Source organism: Rhodococcus sp. EPR-147 (assembly GCF_001647185.1).
Taxonomy (GTDB): domain Bacteria; phylum Actinomycetota; class Actinomycetes; order Mycobacteriales; family Mycobacteriaceae; genus Rhodococcoides.
In genome coordinates this window covers 1-15,341 of record NZ_LVCU01000002.1, presented here as the reverse complement: position 1 = coordinate 15,341, position 15,341 = coordinate 1, and the positions used below count along the sequence as shown (strand labels likewise).

Sequence of the window (15,341 nt, the reverse complement as noted above, 5' to 3'; positions counted from 1 at the left end):
GACGCTCTGGCCCTCGATGCGCGCATCACCCTTCGACCAGATGTTGCCGTCGGGCCCGACGACGTTGAGTGTGGCGAACTGCGACTGCGGCACCTCGTTGAACGACACGGACGCCGTGGCCGGAGACGCGTCCAGGGAGGACCCGTCGGCCGGGCTGTACCCGGTGACCTGCGAATGAGCCGAGGCGATCGGTGCGGCGATCAACAGCATCAGCAGTGCTGCGACCGAGACGACCAGCGCCCTCGTGGACAGGACCAGTGATCTCATGAGCGCCGCGCCCTGATCGTTGCACCGATGCCAAGGCCTGCGCCGACGGCACCGAGCACGAGTCCGACGCCGGCGAGCCAGCGGGCGGTGTTGTCCTCCGAAGACGTCGACGCCTGAGAGGCGGCGGTGGTCTCGGTGTGGGCGCTGCCGTGCGCATCACTGCCGGCCGCGGCGAGAGTCAGGGTGGGAGCGGGCAATTCGGGCTCGCTACCGTCCTCGGTCATCGGCTCGTTCCAGTCGACGACCTCACCGTCGGTGTAGGTCTGGGTGGCCGGGAACGAGACGGTCTCCTGCTCGGGCAGCGGGCCCGCCGAGAGCAGGAACTGCTGGAACTGGCCTGGCCCGACCTCGGAACCGGGGTTCGCCGTCCACGTCACCGATACCGCGAGATCGGCGGAGTCCTTCTCGACGGTGGATGTCCAGCCCGGAACGGGCTGTGTGCGCGCGGAATTGAGGCCGGGGAGGGTCACCTTGACCGAACTGGTCGAGGCGGTATCGGACTCGGTGGGAACGCGGAACGTCAGCACCGAGTAGCCGCCCTGCGCGGCGTCGGGAGCGGAGACGACGACGTGCGCGGACGCAGCGCCTGCGCCGATCAACAGTGCGCCGACGGTGGCTCCCGAGACGAACAGGGCACGGGAAAGAGAGCTCTTCATGGGTTGGGTCATTTCTGTGCAGAGAAGCGGAAAAGGGTGTCGGTCAGAATGCCGACCGCGAGTGGAGCCCGCGGAACGAGCAAGACGACATCGGGGGACCGCGACGAGAAATGACCCAGTCCAGAGCGGTGCCGTCTACCGACGGAACAGCAACGGACATGGACACGCGACCGACGGCGGAACCGTCGGGCAGGGGAGTGAGGAGCGCGAGAATCGCTCGGACGATGGACGTGATGGGGCCGTAGAGGCGCTCGGCCGCGGCGATCATCAGGCCGGTGACGACCGAGGCGGCCGCGTGAAAGGCGATCATCGCTGTGCTGGGCAACAGTGAATGCGCGTGCATCTCCGCTGCACTGCCGAGGCTCAGCGCGATATGGGCGACGAGTTGTCCGCCCAGCAGAGCGGGAAGCAGCAGGACGGTCGAACGTCTGGGCAGGGCCGTCATGGCACCCACCCCGATGCTGACGACGACGAGCAGAGCCAGTGCGGAACCGTCGGGCCAACCGCCGCCGGCCATGCCGTGAGCGGCCACCGCGAGCGCCGCGGTGACGATACCGACAGCTCCGCCGCGAAGCGGGGCGGCAGAGCTGTCGGTCATCGGTTGTTCAGGAGGTCAGCACACGCCGAGACGGGCGAGCAGATCGGCTTCGATGCCGTCGAGCTCTGCGGAGATCGCGGCGTGTGCGGTCTTGCGGCGAGCGGGCGGCATCTGCTCGGACGCGCGGACGGCGGTGGTGAGATCGTCCAGACGCTCGCTGATCGCAGCACCGAAACTCTTGGTCTCGGGATCGGAGTGGCGTGCACCGATGGTGTCGAGCGACTTCTCGGCACCGGCGATGCGGGCACTGAGCTTGCCGCCGTGGCCGGTGTATTCGCTGAGCTGATCGGGAGCGACACCGAGCTGCTGCGCCTTGCGGCTGTCGAGCTGCGCGCGAACGACCGTCGCACCGCGGTACAGAATGGGGGCCAACACCGGAATCAGCAGCCGAGCGATGCCGAGGTACTTGCGGATCTGAGCCACGCTCAGCGTTCCCTGCACCGCAGCCTTCTGCTGGGCTTTCAGAGCAGACACCTGCGCTTTCTCGACGTTCTTCTGCGACTTCGCCTCCACCGCGCTGAGCTTGCGCTGCGCCTTGGCGATCGACTTCAACTGCTTGCGCTCGTTCTTTGCGCCGAGCTTCGCTTCCAACGTTGCCTTGTGCTTGAGTGCCTTGGCCTCTGCCTTACGAGTGGCTCGACCCTTACGCTTGCGGAACAAACCCATCGACAAGGCTCCTGACGGGTGCTGCTAGGCGGAAACGGTGCGTTCCACACACCTTATCGGGCGGTGGTGTTCACAGGCTGACGGGCGGTGATCTGTACCGGCTGTCGGAGGGCTGACCTAGTGTCTAGCAGTGTGAACGGTCAACGAGGTGCGGCAGCCACATCACCGGTGCCCGTGCTGCTCGACGCCGGATCGTTGACGCGGTGTCGGCATCGTCTCTATCTCGACACGGCGTACGGGTCGTTGTTGCGCGGCGAACCCGAGAACCCAGGGGTACGGCAGCGTCGAGAAGCAGCTCAGGCTCACCGGGAGAACGTCCGCACGCAGTTGGCCGTGGACGATCCGATGCTGTGGATCGAGATCGACGAACCCACTGCCCGCGACGCTGCCGAAGCCACCGTCGCCGCCTGCCGAGCCGGAGTGGAACGTATCTGGAACGCGGTGCTACCCCTCGAACGTGACACCGGCCGACGCGGTCGCAGCGAACTGCTCGTCCGCGACGCGGCGGGCGGATACATCCCGGTGATCGTCGTCAACCACAAGGTCACCGACCCCGGCCGTGGCGCGCGCACCACTCCGCTCGATCAGTGGTCTCCGGCGATCGACGAGACTCGAAAGGTGCGCAGTCAGCTGCGCGATCAACTCCGGCTCGCGCACCTGTATCGGATGCTCGCGCACGAGGGTCTGGCCACGGCCACGCCCGTCGGCGGCGCGGTGGGCTACAAGGGTGAATGCATGCTGGTGCACGATCTCACGACGGTCCTCGACGAATACGACATCCGCTTCGCGGACCGGCTCGCGGTGGCCCAGGGCGTCGCGTTCACGGTGCCTTCCCAGGTGAGCGAATGTCGTTCGTGTGCATGGTGGTTCGACTGCAAGCCGCAACTCGAAGCCGTTCGGGACGTCTCGCTTGTCGCCTCCGGGTCCCGCGCCGAGGTGTTGCGCAGCGCGGGCGTGCGCACCATCGACGAGTTGGCGCAGTGGACCGGCCCGGCTCCCGAGGAGTGGCCGTTCGGAAACTTCGACGACGCCGTGTCCGCCGCGCTGGCCTGGCGAGCGGACGTGCCGCTGCTCCGGCGCTCGGAGACCGTCTCGGTGCATCGCGCCGACGTCGAGGTGGACGTGGACATGGAGAGCTACCAGGAACACGGCGCGTATCTGTGGGGCACGCTGCTCACCGAGGCGGGCGGCCCGCCGCCGTCGTATCGGGGTTTCGTCACGTGGGATCCGCTGCCGACCGTCGACGAGGGACGCTCGTTCGCGGTGTTCTGGAACTGGCTGATGGACACCAGGGCCGACGCCGCCGCGCGCGGTAAAACCTTTGCCGCGTACTGCTATTCGCGACAGGCGGAAGACAAGTGGCTGCTCGACTCGGCACGCCGTTTCGCGGACGTTCCCGGGGTTCCCACCGAGGCGCAGATTCGCGAGTTCATCGACAGTGAGCAGTGGGTGGACATCTACCAGGCCGTGAGCGATCAGTTCATCTGCCCGAACGGCAAGGGACTGAAGAAGATTGCGCCGGTCGCAGGATTTTCGTGGCGTGACGACGAAGCCGGCGGCGAGGCGTCGATGGGGTGGTACCGGGAAGCCGTCGGATACGACGCCGAGCCCGACCACACGCAGCGCGAGCGACTGCTCGTCTACAACGAGGACGACGTGCTCGCAACAAAAGTGTTGCGCGAGTGGATGTCCGACCGCGCCGAGAAGGAAATCCCGACGGTAGCGGATCTGCGCGCTCGCGCGTGACCCCGCCTCGATCGGCGGGGTCACGCGCCAGTGGTCAGTGATTAACGCGGCGCCATGCGGATCGCGCCGTCCATGCGGATGGTCTCACCGTTGAGGTAGTCGTGCTCGGCGATCATCTGGACCAGCTGCGCGTACTCGCTGGGCTGCGCCAGACGTGAGGGGAACGGCACCGACGCCTCGAGGCCCTGACGGTATTCCTCGGTGACGCCTGCCAGCATCGGGGTGTCGACGATGCCGGGGGCGATGGTGTTGACGCGGATGCCGACCTGCGCCAGGTCGCGAGCTGCGGTGATGGTCATCGCGTGCACGCCGCCCTTGGAAGCGGTGTAGGCGATCTGGCCGATCTGGCCCTCGAATGCGGCCACCGATGCGGTGTTGATGACGACGCCGCGCTGGCCTGCGTCGTCGACGGTCGATTGCGACTGCATCCGGTTCGCGGCCAGGCGCATCACGTTGAACGTGCCGAGCAGGTTGATGGTGATGACGGTGCGGAACAGCTCTAGATCGTGCGGTCCCTTCTTGGACAGAATGCGGCCCGCCCAGCCCACCCCCGCGCAGTTGACGACGATGCGCAGCGGCACTCCGGATTCGACGATGGTGTCCAGTGCGGCCTCGACCTCGGCTTCGCTGGTGACGTCTGCCGGAATGAGAGTCACCCCGGCCGGGACGCTGTCTCCGGCCCGCTCGATGGACTGCGGCAGATCGAGTCCGAAGACGGTGACGCCCGCGGCGGCCAGACGTGCGGCCGTTGCGGCACCGAGGCCCGATGCCCCGCCGGTGACAAGTGCTGCTGTTCCTGAAATCTCCACGTCGTACGATCCCCTTCGCTCACGGTGGCGGGCCGCGGCACAGGCTGCGACCTCGTAGTCGCTTGCACCATAACCGGCGGGGCACCTCACCCGCCCTCAGGCACCCTGGAGTGGGGCCTACTTGATACCGCTGCGCGCGAATCCGGCGATGAAGTATTTCTGGAAGAACAGAAACAGCAACGCCATCGGCACGACGTTGATCAGCGCGAACGCCATCGTGGCACCGTAATCGCTGTTCGCCTGGCCCTGCAGGTACAGCAGGCCGATGGGGAGGGTGAACAACTCGTTCTCCCGCAGCGCGATCAGCGGCCACGCGAAGTCGTTCCACGATTGCAGCAGGCTCATGAAGGCGAGGACGGCGATCAGCGGTCCCGACAGCGGCAGCACGACGCGTCGGAAGATCTGCCAATGCCCGGCACCGTCGAGTCGGGCCGCCTCGAGCAGCTCACGGGGAATGCCGAGCATGAACTGACGCGCGAGGAACAGCCCGAACGCCGACGCCGAACTCGGCAGGATCACCGCCCAGTACGTGCCGTAGAGACCGAGTCCGACGACGATGCGGAACAGCGCCACCATGATCACCTGCACGGGCAGTACCAACGTTGCCAGCGCAATGAAGAACAGCGGCGTCGAGAATCGGAACTTCAAGTGCGCAAACGCATATCCTGCGAGCAGACTCGTCACCACGGTGATGATCGTGACCACGACGGCAATGGCGATCGAGTTGCCCAGCCACGTCGCGACCGGGAACGAGTCGAACACGCGGGTGACGTTCTCCCACGTCACCTGGCGCGGCCACAGCCGTAGCTCACCCCCGCCCAGCAATTCCCCGCGAGTCGAGAACGCCACGGCCAGCATCCAATACAGCGGTGCGACGGTGATCAGGCCGATGACGGCGATGATCACGGTGCGCAGCACCAGTGCGCGTCGAGCGGACGCGTTTCTCGGCCCGCTCATTCGACCAGATCCTTCGTTCGGCTCGCGCGCCACTGCGCGGCGGCGAAGGTGAGGGCGAACAGGAACAGCACCATGCCGATCGATGCGGCGTAGCCCTGATCGCGGGTGACGAAGCCCGTCTCGTAGGCGTACGTGACCAGCACCGACGTCGCCCCGCCCGGTCCGCCGCCGGTGAGGACGAAGACCAGATCGAACACCTGGAACGAGTAGATGACGTTGAGCACCAGCAGGAAGAACGACGTGGGACCCAGCAGCGGCACCGTCACGTTGCGGAAGCGCTGAAATGCGTTCGCGCCGTCCAGCCGGGCCGCCTCGTAGAGGTCGGGACCGAGACCTTGAAGACCGGCCAGATAGATCAGCATGTTCAACCCGGTGCGCCACCACACCGTGGCGATGACGATCGACGCGAAAGCCGGCCCGGGGGAGGACTGCCAGTCGATAGCAGGCAGCCCGAGGAAACCGATGAGATTGTTGAGCACGCCCGAGTTCTGGTCGAACACCAGAATGCCGATCAGTCCGGTGGCCACGCCCGAGACGGCCATCGGCAGGATCACCAGCGAACGCCACAGCGGCCTCGCCGGCAACGCGGAATTGAGCAGGACGGCAGCGATCAGACCGAACAGCATCGACAACGGAGTGACCAACGCCGTGAACAGCAGCGTGTTGATCAGCGCCCGCCAGAACAGCGGATCATCCACCAGGCGTGCGTAATTGGCCGCCCCGACGAACTCACCTGCACCGAAGCCGTCCGTCTGCTGCAGGCTGACGACAAACGCGGCGACGAGAGGAACGAGGACGAACACGGCCAACAGTGCATAGCTGGGGGCCAGGAATCCGGCGGCCGCGAACGCTTCCTTCCTGGCCCCGGCGCGTTTGGTCTTCGCTCGTACTACAGCCGTCATGCGCCGGTGACCCCGGCGATTCCGCTCTGCAACGCCGAGACGGTGGCAGCGGCATCCTGCGAACCGGCGAACGCAAGATCGAGTTGCTCCTTGAGAACCGGAATGATCGCCGACATCGACGGCGACGCGACCTGAGCGGCATCCTGCGGCTGCACCGTAGTGGCCTGAGCTGCGAAGATCGGGGCCAGCTCCGACCGGATATCGAACTCGAGGTCGGAGTTGAGCAGATCGGTACGCGTCGGCAGCAACGAGGCGGCCCTGCAGAAGTTGCGCATCTGTTCCTGCTGGGTGACGAACTCGAGGAACGACGCCGCCAGCTCCGGCTGCGAGGTCTGCGACGTGGCGACGAGTGCGTTGCCACCGAAGTCGCCGCCGCCCCGGCGATCTCGGGGTGCGAAGGTGGCCGTCCAATCGAAACTGGCCGTCGCATCGGCGTCGGGCAATTGGAATGCACCCGACCACACCATCGCTACCGATTGCGAGAACCAGGCCTCGCTGGCGTAACTCGACGACGCGATGGTGTTGTTCGCCGGCACGTAGCCGTTCGAGAAGAAGGACGACGAGAATTCGACGGCTCGGCGCGCCTCGTCGGAGTCGATCAGTGGAGTCTTCTGGTCCTCGGCCAGGAAGGACCCGCCGGCCTGGAACAGCAGACTCAGCCAGCGGGTGACGCCGTTGCCCTGCCAGTTGTAGGCCCACGGGTACTTGTCGGCCGGCAGCGAGGAACGCAGTCGGTCGCCGATCGACGCCAGCTCGTCCCACGTCCAGGCGTCGTCCAGGCTTGTCGGAACCGAGTCGATACCGGCCTGCGACAACAGGTTTCGGTTCACCAGAATTGCCGAGGTGTCGGTGTGGTGCGGTAGGCCGTAGGGGATTCCGCCGTTCTGCACTGCGGCCCACGCTGTGGGCGTGAACTGATCCCGCGTGTCCGACGCCAACAGCGGCGACAGATCCAGCAGTTGGCCGCGGCCGGCATATGCACCGAACGTGTAATACGGGACGCGGAAGATGTCGGGTGGATTGCCTGCCTGCAGCTGGGCGTCGATGTTGGTGAACATCTGCTCGTACGGCACCGCGTTGAGGGTGATCGTCGTCCCGGGATTGGCCGCCTCGAACGCGCTGATCGAGTCCCGGAAGCCGGCCAGCTCGGCATCGGTACCCCAGGTGGTGAACGTGAGTGTGCCCTCGGTCTGCTGCGACGGGCTGGATCTGACGAAGCCGCATCCGGCCAGCAGCAACGGCACTGCGGCGGCACCGGATCCGATCAGGAAGGATCGACGATCGAGAGGCATTGCTGGGCTCCGTTCATCGGCTGCCGGTGCGGCAGACCAACTGGTCCGCCGCAGGGTAACCACGACGGTCTGCGCCCAAACCCGGCCGTCAGCTTCGGTTGCGCCCGGTGTGGTCGTACTCGACTCGGTGTGCACCGTCGCCCAGGTCGTCGAGCAGAATCGTCGCCGCCACGGGGCGGCCAGGAGGTAGGAGCCGGACCGTCACCGCGCCTGCTTCGGCGGCATCGAGTGCGCTCGACGCGGCGGCCACGATGCGTTCTCGGGCGTCGTCGTCGAGAGCGTTCGGAGATCGGTCGTCGAGCATCATCACCTCCACCCCGCGGGCCCGCGCAGACCTGGCCGCGCGAGCGAGATCGGGTCGCACCAGACCGCGGGCGCGGAGGGAATCGCGGAGCTCGGCTTCGAGGAGTCGACACGCGAGGATCTCCTCGTCGGTGGGATCGGGGCCGTCGGCGATGCGCTGCAGCAGCGGACGGGCCAACGCGTCGAGACTGGCCAGGCGAGCGTCGCGTTCCTCGAGCACGGCCGCCGCCGCGGCCTGGGACGCGATACGCACCGTCGACTGCTTGCGCAGCTCGAAAATTGCGGCGGCCAAGGGACGAATGGTGAAGGCGAAGAACGTCGCCATCAACAGCGGCGCGATGTTGATCGCGCTGAACGAGAGCCCGTACAGAAATCCCTGACCCGTCACCACCGCCCACCCGATGGCCACCGACATGGTCAGTGCCAGCCCGAGCCACGCGGCGAGTGTGCGACCGCGGACACACATGAAGGTGTAGATCACCACCGACATCCCCAGGGGCCAGGTCTGCAAGCTTCCGGTCAGCGGCACCGGCAGGACGGCGAAGACCAGCGCGGCTGCCACCGGGCCCGATACGGTCATCAGTGCGGTCGACTGCGCGGTCAGTGGGTCACCCGGCGCGCTGAGCAGCAGGATGACCGCGGCCGAGAGTGCAAGCACAGCTGCGTACTCGGGCCACACTGCGGACACCCCGGTCAGGGTTGCGGATGCGCACACCAGGCACGCGAGGACGAAGAAACCGGCAACCGCGTACGCCGCCGCCGACCTCATCGACAGCAGGTCGCGGATGTCCTGGCCGTTCATCGCTTCCACCCCAATCGCACTATGGTGCCTGCGGTGGAGGATTGGATCTCGGCCGATCCACCGTCGAGTTGACGCATCCGGCCTTCGATGCTGACGGCGACGCCGAGTCGGTGGGGCGGCACCGAACGTCGATCGAAGCCGACGCCGTTGTCCTGAACGGTGATGCGCATCGACGACGGGGCCAGCTCCACGGCAACCGAACGATGTGATGCCCTGGCATGAATTCTACTGTTGCGCAAAGCCTCTGCCAGTGCAGCGGCGATGGCGCGTACCGTCTCGGCCGGGTAGTGCTCTGTCCGCTCGAGCGCGCCCTCGTGCACGGTGAAGTCGATCGACTCGTCCACTGTCGTTGCGGCAGAACGAAGCTGAGCCAGAGTCTCGTCGGCCGAGAACGTTTCCGAGACGGTGCCGGTGGTCAGGTCATCGAGATGTAGCAGAGTCGAGCGCGCCTGATGCGCCAGGCTGGGCGTGCGGCCATGGCGGGCAACAGCCAGCAGCGAAGACATGACCTCGTCGTGGATCAGCGCGTCGAACCGTTCGCGCTCGACTTCACGCGCGGTGGCCGCAGCCGCCCGGGCTGCGTCGTCGTGTGTGGTCGAGATCGTCGCGTCGAGAATGCGTCCGGTGCGCACCGCGGCGAGTGTCGCGGCAACGAACACCGTGCAGAACATCATCGCGAAGAAGATCTCCGCAATGATGTTGCTGCGGGGGAACGGTTCTCGCACAGCCTGGTTGGCCAGCTGCACAAGAACGACGCTCACGCTCATGTGGATGAACGCCGGGACGGGGTGCCACACCGTCGCAGCGGCGAGTGCCGCCAGGCCGGGAAACACCGAGAGAAACGTCCCGGCTTGATCGAAGGTGGCACCGTCCCACGCCACCCACCACAGCAGGGCCATGATCGGGAACGCCAACGCGGCCACGGAACCGGAAACGCGAATGACCCCGATGCGCGGGTGAAAGGTGGAGGCCGCGAACGCGAATCCGGTGCCGAACACGACCGCAACGGTGACCGGAGTCCACCAACCGGGAACCACCTCGCTGCTCCGTTCGATATCCGGGATCAACAGCAGCAGATAGATGAGATAGCCGGTACCGACGAAACGGCCGAAGATTCTGATCAGCCGGTCGGTCGAGTGGTGCGCCGCGTCGGTCGTACTCACCTGCTGCTCGTTGTTCATGCACCCCTCCCGGGAGAGGAGTGTAAACCAAGGTCAGGCGTGTTCGGTGCTGGTCTGCTGCGCCGATTCCCGCGCTGCCCTGATGCGGGAGCGTCGAACGAACACGGCGACGACGACGGCGGAGATCGCGACAACTGCTCCGGCCGCGATGTAGGGAGCTGCGGTGCCGGGCATCAGGCCCTCGAAGAACAGGACCGCACCGAAGACGAAGAACAGGATGGCCGCGCCGTACTGGATCATGCGCTCCGGCAGGTGCTTTCCGAGTACCGCGCCGACCACGATGGCGAGTGCATCGGCAGCGACCATGCCGACGGTAGAGCCGATCCACACGCCCACCCAGTCGTTGTCGGCGGCGAGAGTGACGGTGGCCAGCATCGTCTTGTCGCCGAGCTCGGCCAGGAAGAACGCCGACGCGATCGCGAGGAACGCAGATTTGGTGACCCGAGAGGCCTTCGCGCCCTCGTCGTCGGACAGGGAGTCGCCGCGTAGCGTCCAGAGGCCGAAGATGACGAACGCGATGCCGCCGACGATGGAGATCGCCTCGGTGGGGATCGATACACCGAGGAAGTGGCCGACCGCGACCGAGACCAGGTGCACCACGGTGGTGGCAACGGTGATGCCGCCGATGACGACGTACCACTTGTAGCGCAGGGCGAACGTCATGGCCATGAGCTGGGACTTGTCACCCAGCTCGGCGACGAAAATGACAGCGAAACTCAACAGTAATGCGGACAGCACAGCGGACTCCTCGGTCGTCGACAGGACCGAAGGTCTCGCCCACCGGAACTGGCCGGTTCAGGTGCCGGGTTGCATTCGAGCAACCAGTATGTCGACACGGTGATTGGGGGCTACTCCCCTTCGCTGCACACGACTGTAGGGGCGTCGTCGCGAATTGTCCAATGCGACAATAAGTTTGGGTTCCCGAAAATTCGTGTGCGGACAGCGGTCAGGATGCGAGGAGCATCGCCAAAACTGCGGTGTCGGGATCGTTGATGGGATCGAGACCGACCCGGCTGACCATCGAGGTCACGGTGCCGTCGGACTCTGCCTCCACCCACGCCGCCCGGTGGTCGAGTCCGAGATGTGGAAGGCCGGGGAGCAGAACGCAGCCGGACGCCGCGCCGACACATTCCGGGAGCGTCGGTGTCGTCTCCGACGGGGGATGCAGCATCAGCAGGGCGGCAGGTTGATGCGCGGCGAACCGTCCGGGAGCCAACGCGAAGTCACCGATCACCGGACCCTCGGCGACGACCAAGCCGACCGTTCCCGGCGCGGGGTCGTCGGGCAATTCCTCACGCACCCCGAACACCGTCGACGTCGCCAACAGGCCCGGCATCGAGGCCACCCGCACAGCGAGGGCCAGAAACTGCGCCCATTCCTTGGTTGTGTCCGGCCAGCGCCCGGAAACAACGAATCCGCGCAGCAGACCGGCGGCATGAAACGGTGAAACACCGATGAGATCTCGCTCGTCCATCTCGATCGTTCCTCCCAGACAGGTACAGGGCTCGAAGCCGGGTACACGACGTTGGGTAGGAAGAGAATGACGCGAAAACGGCTGGCACACAAGATGGGGAGAGTGCCAGCGAACTCCCTTCGAAGCGTGAATGGACCACTGCACCCGTCTGAGCGGGGCAGTGGTCCATCGACGCTGTCGGTGAAGCCGGTGGTGCGAGGACCTACGGGAAGATCAGACCCGGGGTCTTCGACGTTGCGGCCTCGAAACGAGCCTGGACGTCGGCCCAGTTGACGACGTTCCAGAACGCCTTCACGTAATCGGCCTTGACGTTCTTGTACTGCAGGTAGAAGGCGTGCTCCCACATATCGACCTGGAGCAGCGGGATGATGCCGAGCGGCACGTTGGCCTGCTGATCGTAGAGCTGGAAGGTGAGTAGCTTCTTGCCCAGCGAGTCGTAGCCCAGAACTGCCCAGCCGGAGCCCTGCAGGCCGTTGGCGGCAGCGGTGAACTGTGCGCGGAACTTGTCGAAAGAACCGAACTGGTCGTCGATCGCGGCACCGAGCTCACCCTCGGGCTTGTCGCCACCGTTGGGCGAGAGGTTCTTCCACCAGATGGAGTGGTTGACGTGGCCACCGAGGTGGAACGCGAGGTTCTTCTCCAGCAGGAAAATGGCTGCATGATCGTCGTTGTCACGCGCGGCGGCGAGCTTTTCGACCGCGGTGTTCGCGCCTGCGACGTAGGTCGCGTGATGCTTGGAATGGTGAAGCTCGTTGATCTCGCCCGAGATGTGCGGCTCGAGGGCGGAGTAATCGAAATCAAGGTCGGGCAAGGTGTACTCGGACACGTGGTTCCCTTCTCTAACGACGCCGTACCCATCGTGTGATGCGGGCACGTTCGTCCTACTGCGGATCTTTCGTAGGGTTCAACCCAATCTCATTCCTACCCCCAGTGCAACAGTTGTAACCGAGATGCTTTTCTCGGAATAAATTCGTGTGAACGAGACAAGCGAATTATTTGGCTGTGAATCTGCTCCGAATATCACGAATCAGTTGCGGAGCGGCCGCGGATTGGTCCTACAGATGAACGGAACCTAAACTCGCGGGTGTGGAAGGGGACCGACCGAGCCAGAATACGGTCGACAAGTCCGCCGCCACGCAGCCGGTCGACGCGCCCCGAGTCCAGATGGACGGTGCCGACCTCCTCCGCGTCATCGCCGTCCTCGCGGTGCTGTACTCACACATTTCGTTCTATCTGCTCGACGACATCGGCGGCGGCTGGTGGATGATCGACGTCGTCAACACCGTCCTCATCGAGGACGCAGGCCTCAACATGCACCTCTCGTTCGTCGGAGTCAGCATCTTCATGCTGCTCACCGGCCTGCTGATCACCCGATCCGCCATGCGGCAATCGCGTCGGGACTTCATGGTCGCGCGCCTCGCCCGCCTCGTCCCGGCGCTCTGGTTCGCCGTCGCCATGGCCGTCATCCTGGTCAAACTCGGCCTCAACGGAATGTTCAGCGGCCAACCCGGCATCACCAACGGCGAAGCGTTCCTCAGCTTCTTCCTCGGCGGCTTCTTCCTGCGACCGGAAGTTGCCGTCCTCGGCGTCACCTGGACCCTCGTCGTCCAGATCGTGTTCTACCTCTACTGCATCTCGATGCGCGGAACGCTGAACACCAGACCCATCGTGGTGCCACTCGTCGGAGCTGCACTGTGCGCCCTGGTGATCGTCTACAACCTCTACCTACCGCAGCCCTACACAGTCCCGTTCCTGACCAAGGTCGCGGGCGTACTCCCCACACTGTTTCTCGGCCAGATCGCCTACCTCGGATGGGCACGACTGATCACCTGGCGATGGGTTGTCGTCGGCGTCATCGCCCAGATCGAAGTGATCCGACTCGCCATCGAAGTCCACACCTTCTGGATGGGCGACACCTACCTCTGGACACTGCTCGTCGTCACCGGAACGGTCCTGATACTCGCCCGATACAACGGACCCATCACCCGCTGGCCCGTCATCCGATGGATCGGCACCCGGAGCTACGCGATCTACCTGATCCACACCCTCGTGCTCTACCGCATCTACGCAACCGTCGAACCACACCTGGGCCCCAGCGCCGCCGTCCTGGCATTCCTGGCCGGTACCGCCGCACTCGCCGAAATCATGTACCGATGGATCGAACTGCCCGCGGCACGACATATCAGCACTCACTACGCACGCCTGCGCGCCCGATCCGCCACCTGACCGACCCCCTGGGTACTCAATGTGACATTCAGTGGACTTTTGGGCAGTCAATGTCACGTTGAGTGGACTCAGGGGGCGGGTTTCGGCGGGGGTCAGAGCTGTGGGAGAACTTCGGATGCGACGAGTTCGAGGTGATCGAGGTCGGTGAGATCCATGGTCTGCAGGTACACGCGGGTGGCTCCGACAGCTCCGAAGCGACCGATTTTGTCGACGAGTTCAGCGGGGCTTCCAGCGGCACCGTTCTCGCGTAGTTCGGATACCTCGCGGCCGATGGCAGCGGCGCGACGTGTGATTTCTTCTTCGGTGCGGCCGCAGCAGAGGACGAGGGCGTTGGAGTAGACGAGCGAGTCGGGGTCGCGATCGGCTGCTGTGCAAGCTGCGCGGACGCGACCGAACTGTGTCTCGGTATCGGCCAGCGAGGCGAAGGGGATGTTGAACTCGTCGGCGTATTTCGCGGCGAGTGCCGGGGTGCGCTTCTTGCCTCCGCCGCCGATGACGATGGGCGGGTGCGGCGTCTGCACCGGCTTGGGGAGCGCGGGGGAGTTCGTGACGGGGTAGTGCGTGCCCGCGTGTGAGAACGTCTCGCCGACGGGGGTGTCCCAGAGTCCGGTGATGACGGCGAGTTGCTCCTCGAGCCGGTCGAAACGTTCACCGAGCGGAGGGAACGGGATGCCGTAGGCCTTGTGCTCGTCCTCGAACCAGCCGGCACCGAGGCCGAGGTCGACGCGGCCGCCGCTCATGGCGTCGACCTGGGCGACGCTGATGGCCAGGGGCCCCGGGTAGCGGAAGGTCGCTGAGGTGACGAGGGTGCCCAGGCGAATGGTCGAGGTCTCGCGGGCCAGCCCGGCCAGGGTGATCCACGCGTCGGTGGGCCCTGGGCCGCCGTCACCGCTCATCGCGAGGTAGTGGTCGGATCGGAAAAATGCGCCGTAGCCGAACTCCTCGGCAGCTTTCGCGACGCGGAGCAGTTCGTCGTAGGTGGCACCCTGTTGCGGTTCGGTGAAGACGCGTAGCTCGATGGACGGGAGGGGAGCCTGCGGAACGACCTGCGGTGGGTTAGTCATGTTCGCCAGCCTAAACAGCGGCTTCACGGGACCGCAGACGATGGCTGTGTCAAATCACCATCGATCCACAGGCCGAGTTGGTACTCGATACACCGGGGGACCGACTCGACGCTCTGACCTGTGGATAGAAACCGGCACAGACCCCGATTCTGTGGATCGATCTGTGGATACTGTGGATAACTTCTGTGACTGCAGTGATGTAGGTCATAGCGAGGTCGCGCTTCGGTCGCGAGGACACGGGTAGCAGCCCCGCGCGGACGCGTGACAAGATCGAGGTGTGTCGCATCCCGAGCAGTCGCCTGCCGTCACCGTCGATCGCCTGCCGGTGCCGTTCCCTACGACGGCCATCCTGCTCGACGTGCGCGAGGACGACGAGTGGCAAGCAGGACACGCTCCGG

The 15,341-nt window shown here is 65.4% G+C and carries 16 protein-coding genes; 2 read left to right on the top strand and 14 right to left on the bottom strand.

Features of this window, described 5'->3' with window-relative positions:
* The 4 genes from A2J02_RS00115 to A2J02_RS00100 form a co-directional block, all read right to left on the bottom strand.
* Positions 1 to 267, bottom strand: a 267-nt coding sequence (locus A2J02_RS00115) for a copper resistance CopC family protein (protein WP_197477875.1), incomplete at its 3' end; no start/stop codon positions are given.
* Complete coding sequence (locus A2J02_RS00110) at positions 264 to 923, bottom strand: YcnI family copper-binding membrane protein (protein WP_068045127.1); 660 nt, start codon at positions 921 to 923, stop codon at positions 264 to 266. The genes A2J02_RS00110 and A2J02_RS00115, both read right to left, overlap by 4 nt.
* Before the next feature lie 43 nt (positions 924 to 966).
* Positions 967 to 1,521, bottom strand: coding sequence for a hypothetical protein (locus A2J02_RS00105; protein ID WP_068045053.1), 555 nt, complete (start codon positions 1,519 to 1,521; stop codon positions 967 to 969).
* A 15-nt stretch (positions 1,522 to 1,536) separates the two neighbouring features.
* Positions 1,537 to 2,187, bottom strand: a complete 651-nt coding sequence (locus tag A2J02_RS00100) for a DUF6474 family protein (RefSeq protein WP_068045049.1) — start codon at positions 2,185 to 2,187, stop codon at positions 1,537 to 1,539.
* A 132-nt stretch (positions 2,188 to 2,319) separates the two neighbouring features.
* Here A2J02_RS00100 and A2J02_RS00095 point away from each other — a divergent pair, with 132 nt between their 5' ends.
* Positions 2,320 to 3,933, top strand: coding sequence for a TM0106 family RecB-like putative nuclease (locus A2J02_RS00095; RefSeq protein WP_442971433.1), 1,614 nt, complete (start codon positions 2,320 to 2,322; stop codon positions 3,931 to 3,933).
* A 41-nt stretch (positions 3,934 to 3,974) separates the two neighbouring features.
* On the opposite strand, the gene A2J02_RS00090 is transcribed toward A2J02_RS00095, so the two are convergent.
* From A2J02_RS00090 to A2J02_RS00050, 9 genes are all read right to left on the bottom strand, one after another.
* A complete protein-coding gene (locus A2J02_RS00090; RefSeq protein WP_068045041.1) occupies positions 3,975 to 4,742 on the bottom strand; it encodes an SDR family NAD(P)-dependent oxidoreductase in 768 nt (255 codons plus the stop codon).
* Between the two features lie 117 nt (positions 4,743 to 4,859).
* A complete protein-coding gene (locus A2J02_RS00085; RefSeq protein ID WP_068045038.1) occupies positions 4,860 to 5,699 on the bottom strand; it encodes a carbohydrate ABC transporter permease in 840 nt (279 codons plus the stop codon).
* The gene (locus A2J02_RS00080) at positions 5,696 to 6,601 is read right to left on the bottom strand and encodes a carbohydrate ABC transporter permease (protein WP_068045035.1); all 906 of its coding nucleotides are present in this window, start codon (positions 6,599 to 6,601) and stop codon (positions 5,696 to 5,698) included. Before A2J02_RS00080 ends, A2J02_RS00085 begins: the two co-directional genes overlap by 4 nt.
* Positions 6,598 to 7,893, bottom strand: coding sequence for an ABC transporter substrate-binding protein (locus A2J02_RS00075; RefSeq protein ID WP_068045032.1), 1,296 nt, complete (start codon positions 7,891 to 7,893; stop codon positions 6,598 to 6,600). Before A2J02_RS00075 ends, A2J02_RS00080 begins: the two co-directional genes overlap by 4 nt.
* Before the next feature lie 88 nt (positions 7,894 to 7,981).
* A complete protein-coding gene (locus A2J02_RS00070) occupies positions 7,982 to 8,998 on the bottom strand; it encodes a hypothetical protein (RefSeq protein WP_068045029.1) in 1,017 nt (338 codons plus the stop codon).
* Entirely contained in the window at positions 8,995 to 10,179 is a 1,185-nt protein-coding gene (locus tag A2J02_RS00065; RefSeq protein WP_068045026.1) for an ATP-binding protein, read from the bottom strand. The genes A2J02_RS00070 and A2J02_RS00065 overlap by 4 nt, the downstream gene beginning before the upstream one ends.
* 33 nt (positions 10,180 to 10,212) lie before the next feature.
* Positions 10,213 to 10,917 (bottom strand): TMEM165/GDT1 family protein, encoded by a 705-nt coding sequence (locus A2J02_RS00060; protein WP_068045022.1) that lies wholly within the window; start codon positions 10,915 to 10,917, stop codon positions 10,213 to 10,215.
* Between the two features lie 208 nt (positions 10,918 to 11,125).
* Positions 11,126 to 11,653: a peptidase gene (locus A2J02_RS00055; protein ID WP_068045020.1), complete on the bottom strand. Its 528-nt coding sequence runs from the start codon at positions 11,651 to 11,653 to the stop codon at positions 11,126 to 11,128.
* A 202-nt stretch (positions 11,654 to 11,855) separates the two neighbouring features.
* The gene (locus A2J02_RS00050; RefSeq protein ID WP_037186603.1) at positions 11,856 to 12,479 is read right to left on the bottom strand and encodes a superoxide dismutase; all 624 of its coding nucleotides are present in this window, start codon (positions 12,477 to 12,479) and stop codon (positions 11,856 to 11,858) included.
* Between the two features lie 260 nt (positions 12,480 to 12,739).
* Between A2J02_RS00050 and A2J02_RS00045 the strand changes: the two genes are divergently transcribed.
* The gene (locus tag A2J02_RS00045; protein WP_068045010.1) at positions 12,740 to 13,879 is read left to right on the top strand and encodes an acyltransferase family protein; all 1,140 of its coding nucleotides are present in this window, start codon (positions 12,740 to 12,742) and stop codon (positions 13,877 to 13,879) included.
* Positions 13,880 to 13,971: 92 nt separating this feature from the next.
* Here A2J02_RS00045 and A2J02_RS00040 read toward each other — a convergent pair whose 3' ends face one another.
* Positions 13,972 to 14,898, bottom strand: a complete 927-nt coding sequence (locus A2J02_RS00040) for an LLM class F420-dependent oxidoreductase (protein WP_068045056.1) — start codon at positions 14,896 to 14,898, stop codon at positions 13,972 to 13,974.
* Positions 14,899 to 15,341: the final 443 nt, after the last annotated feature.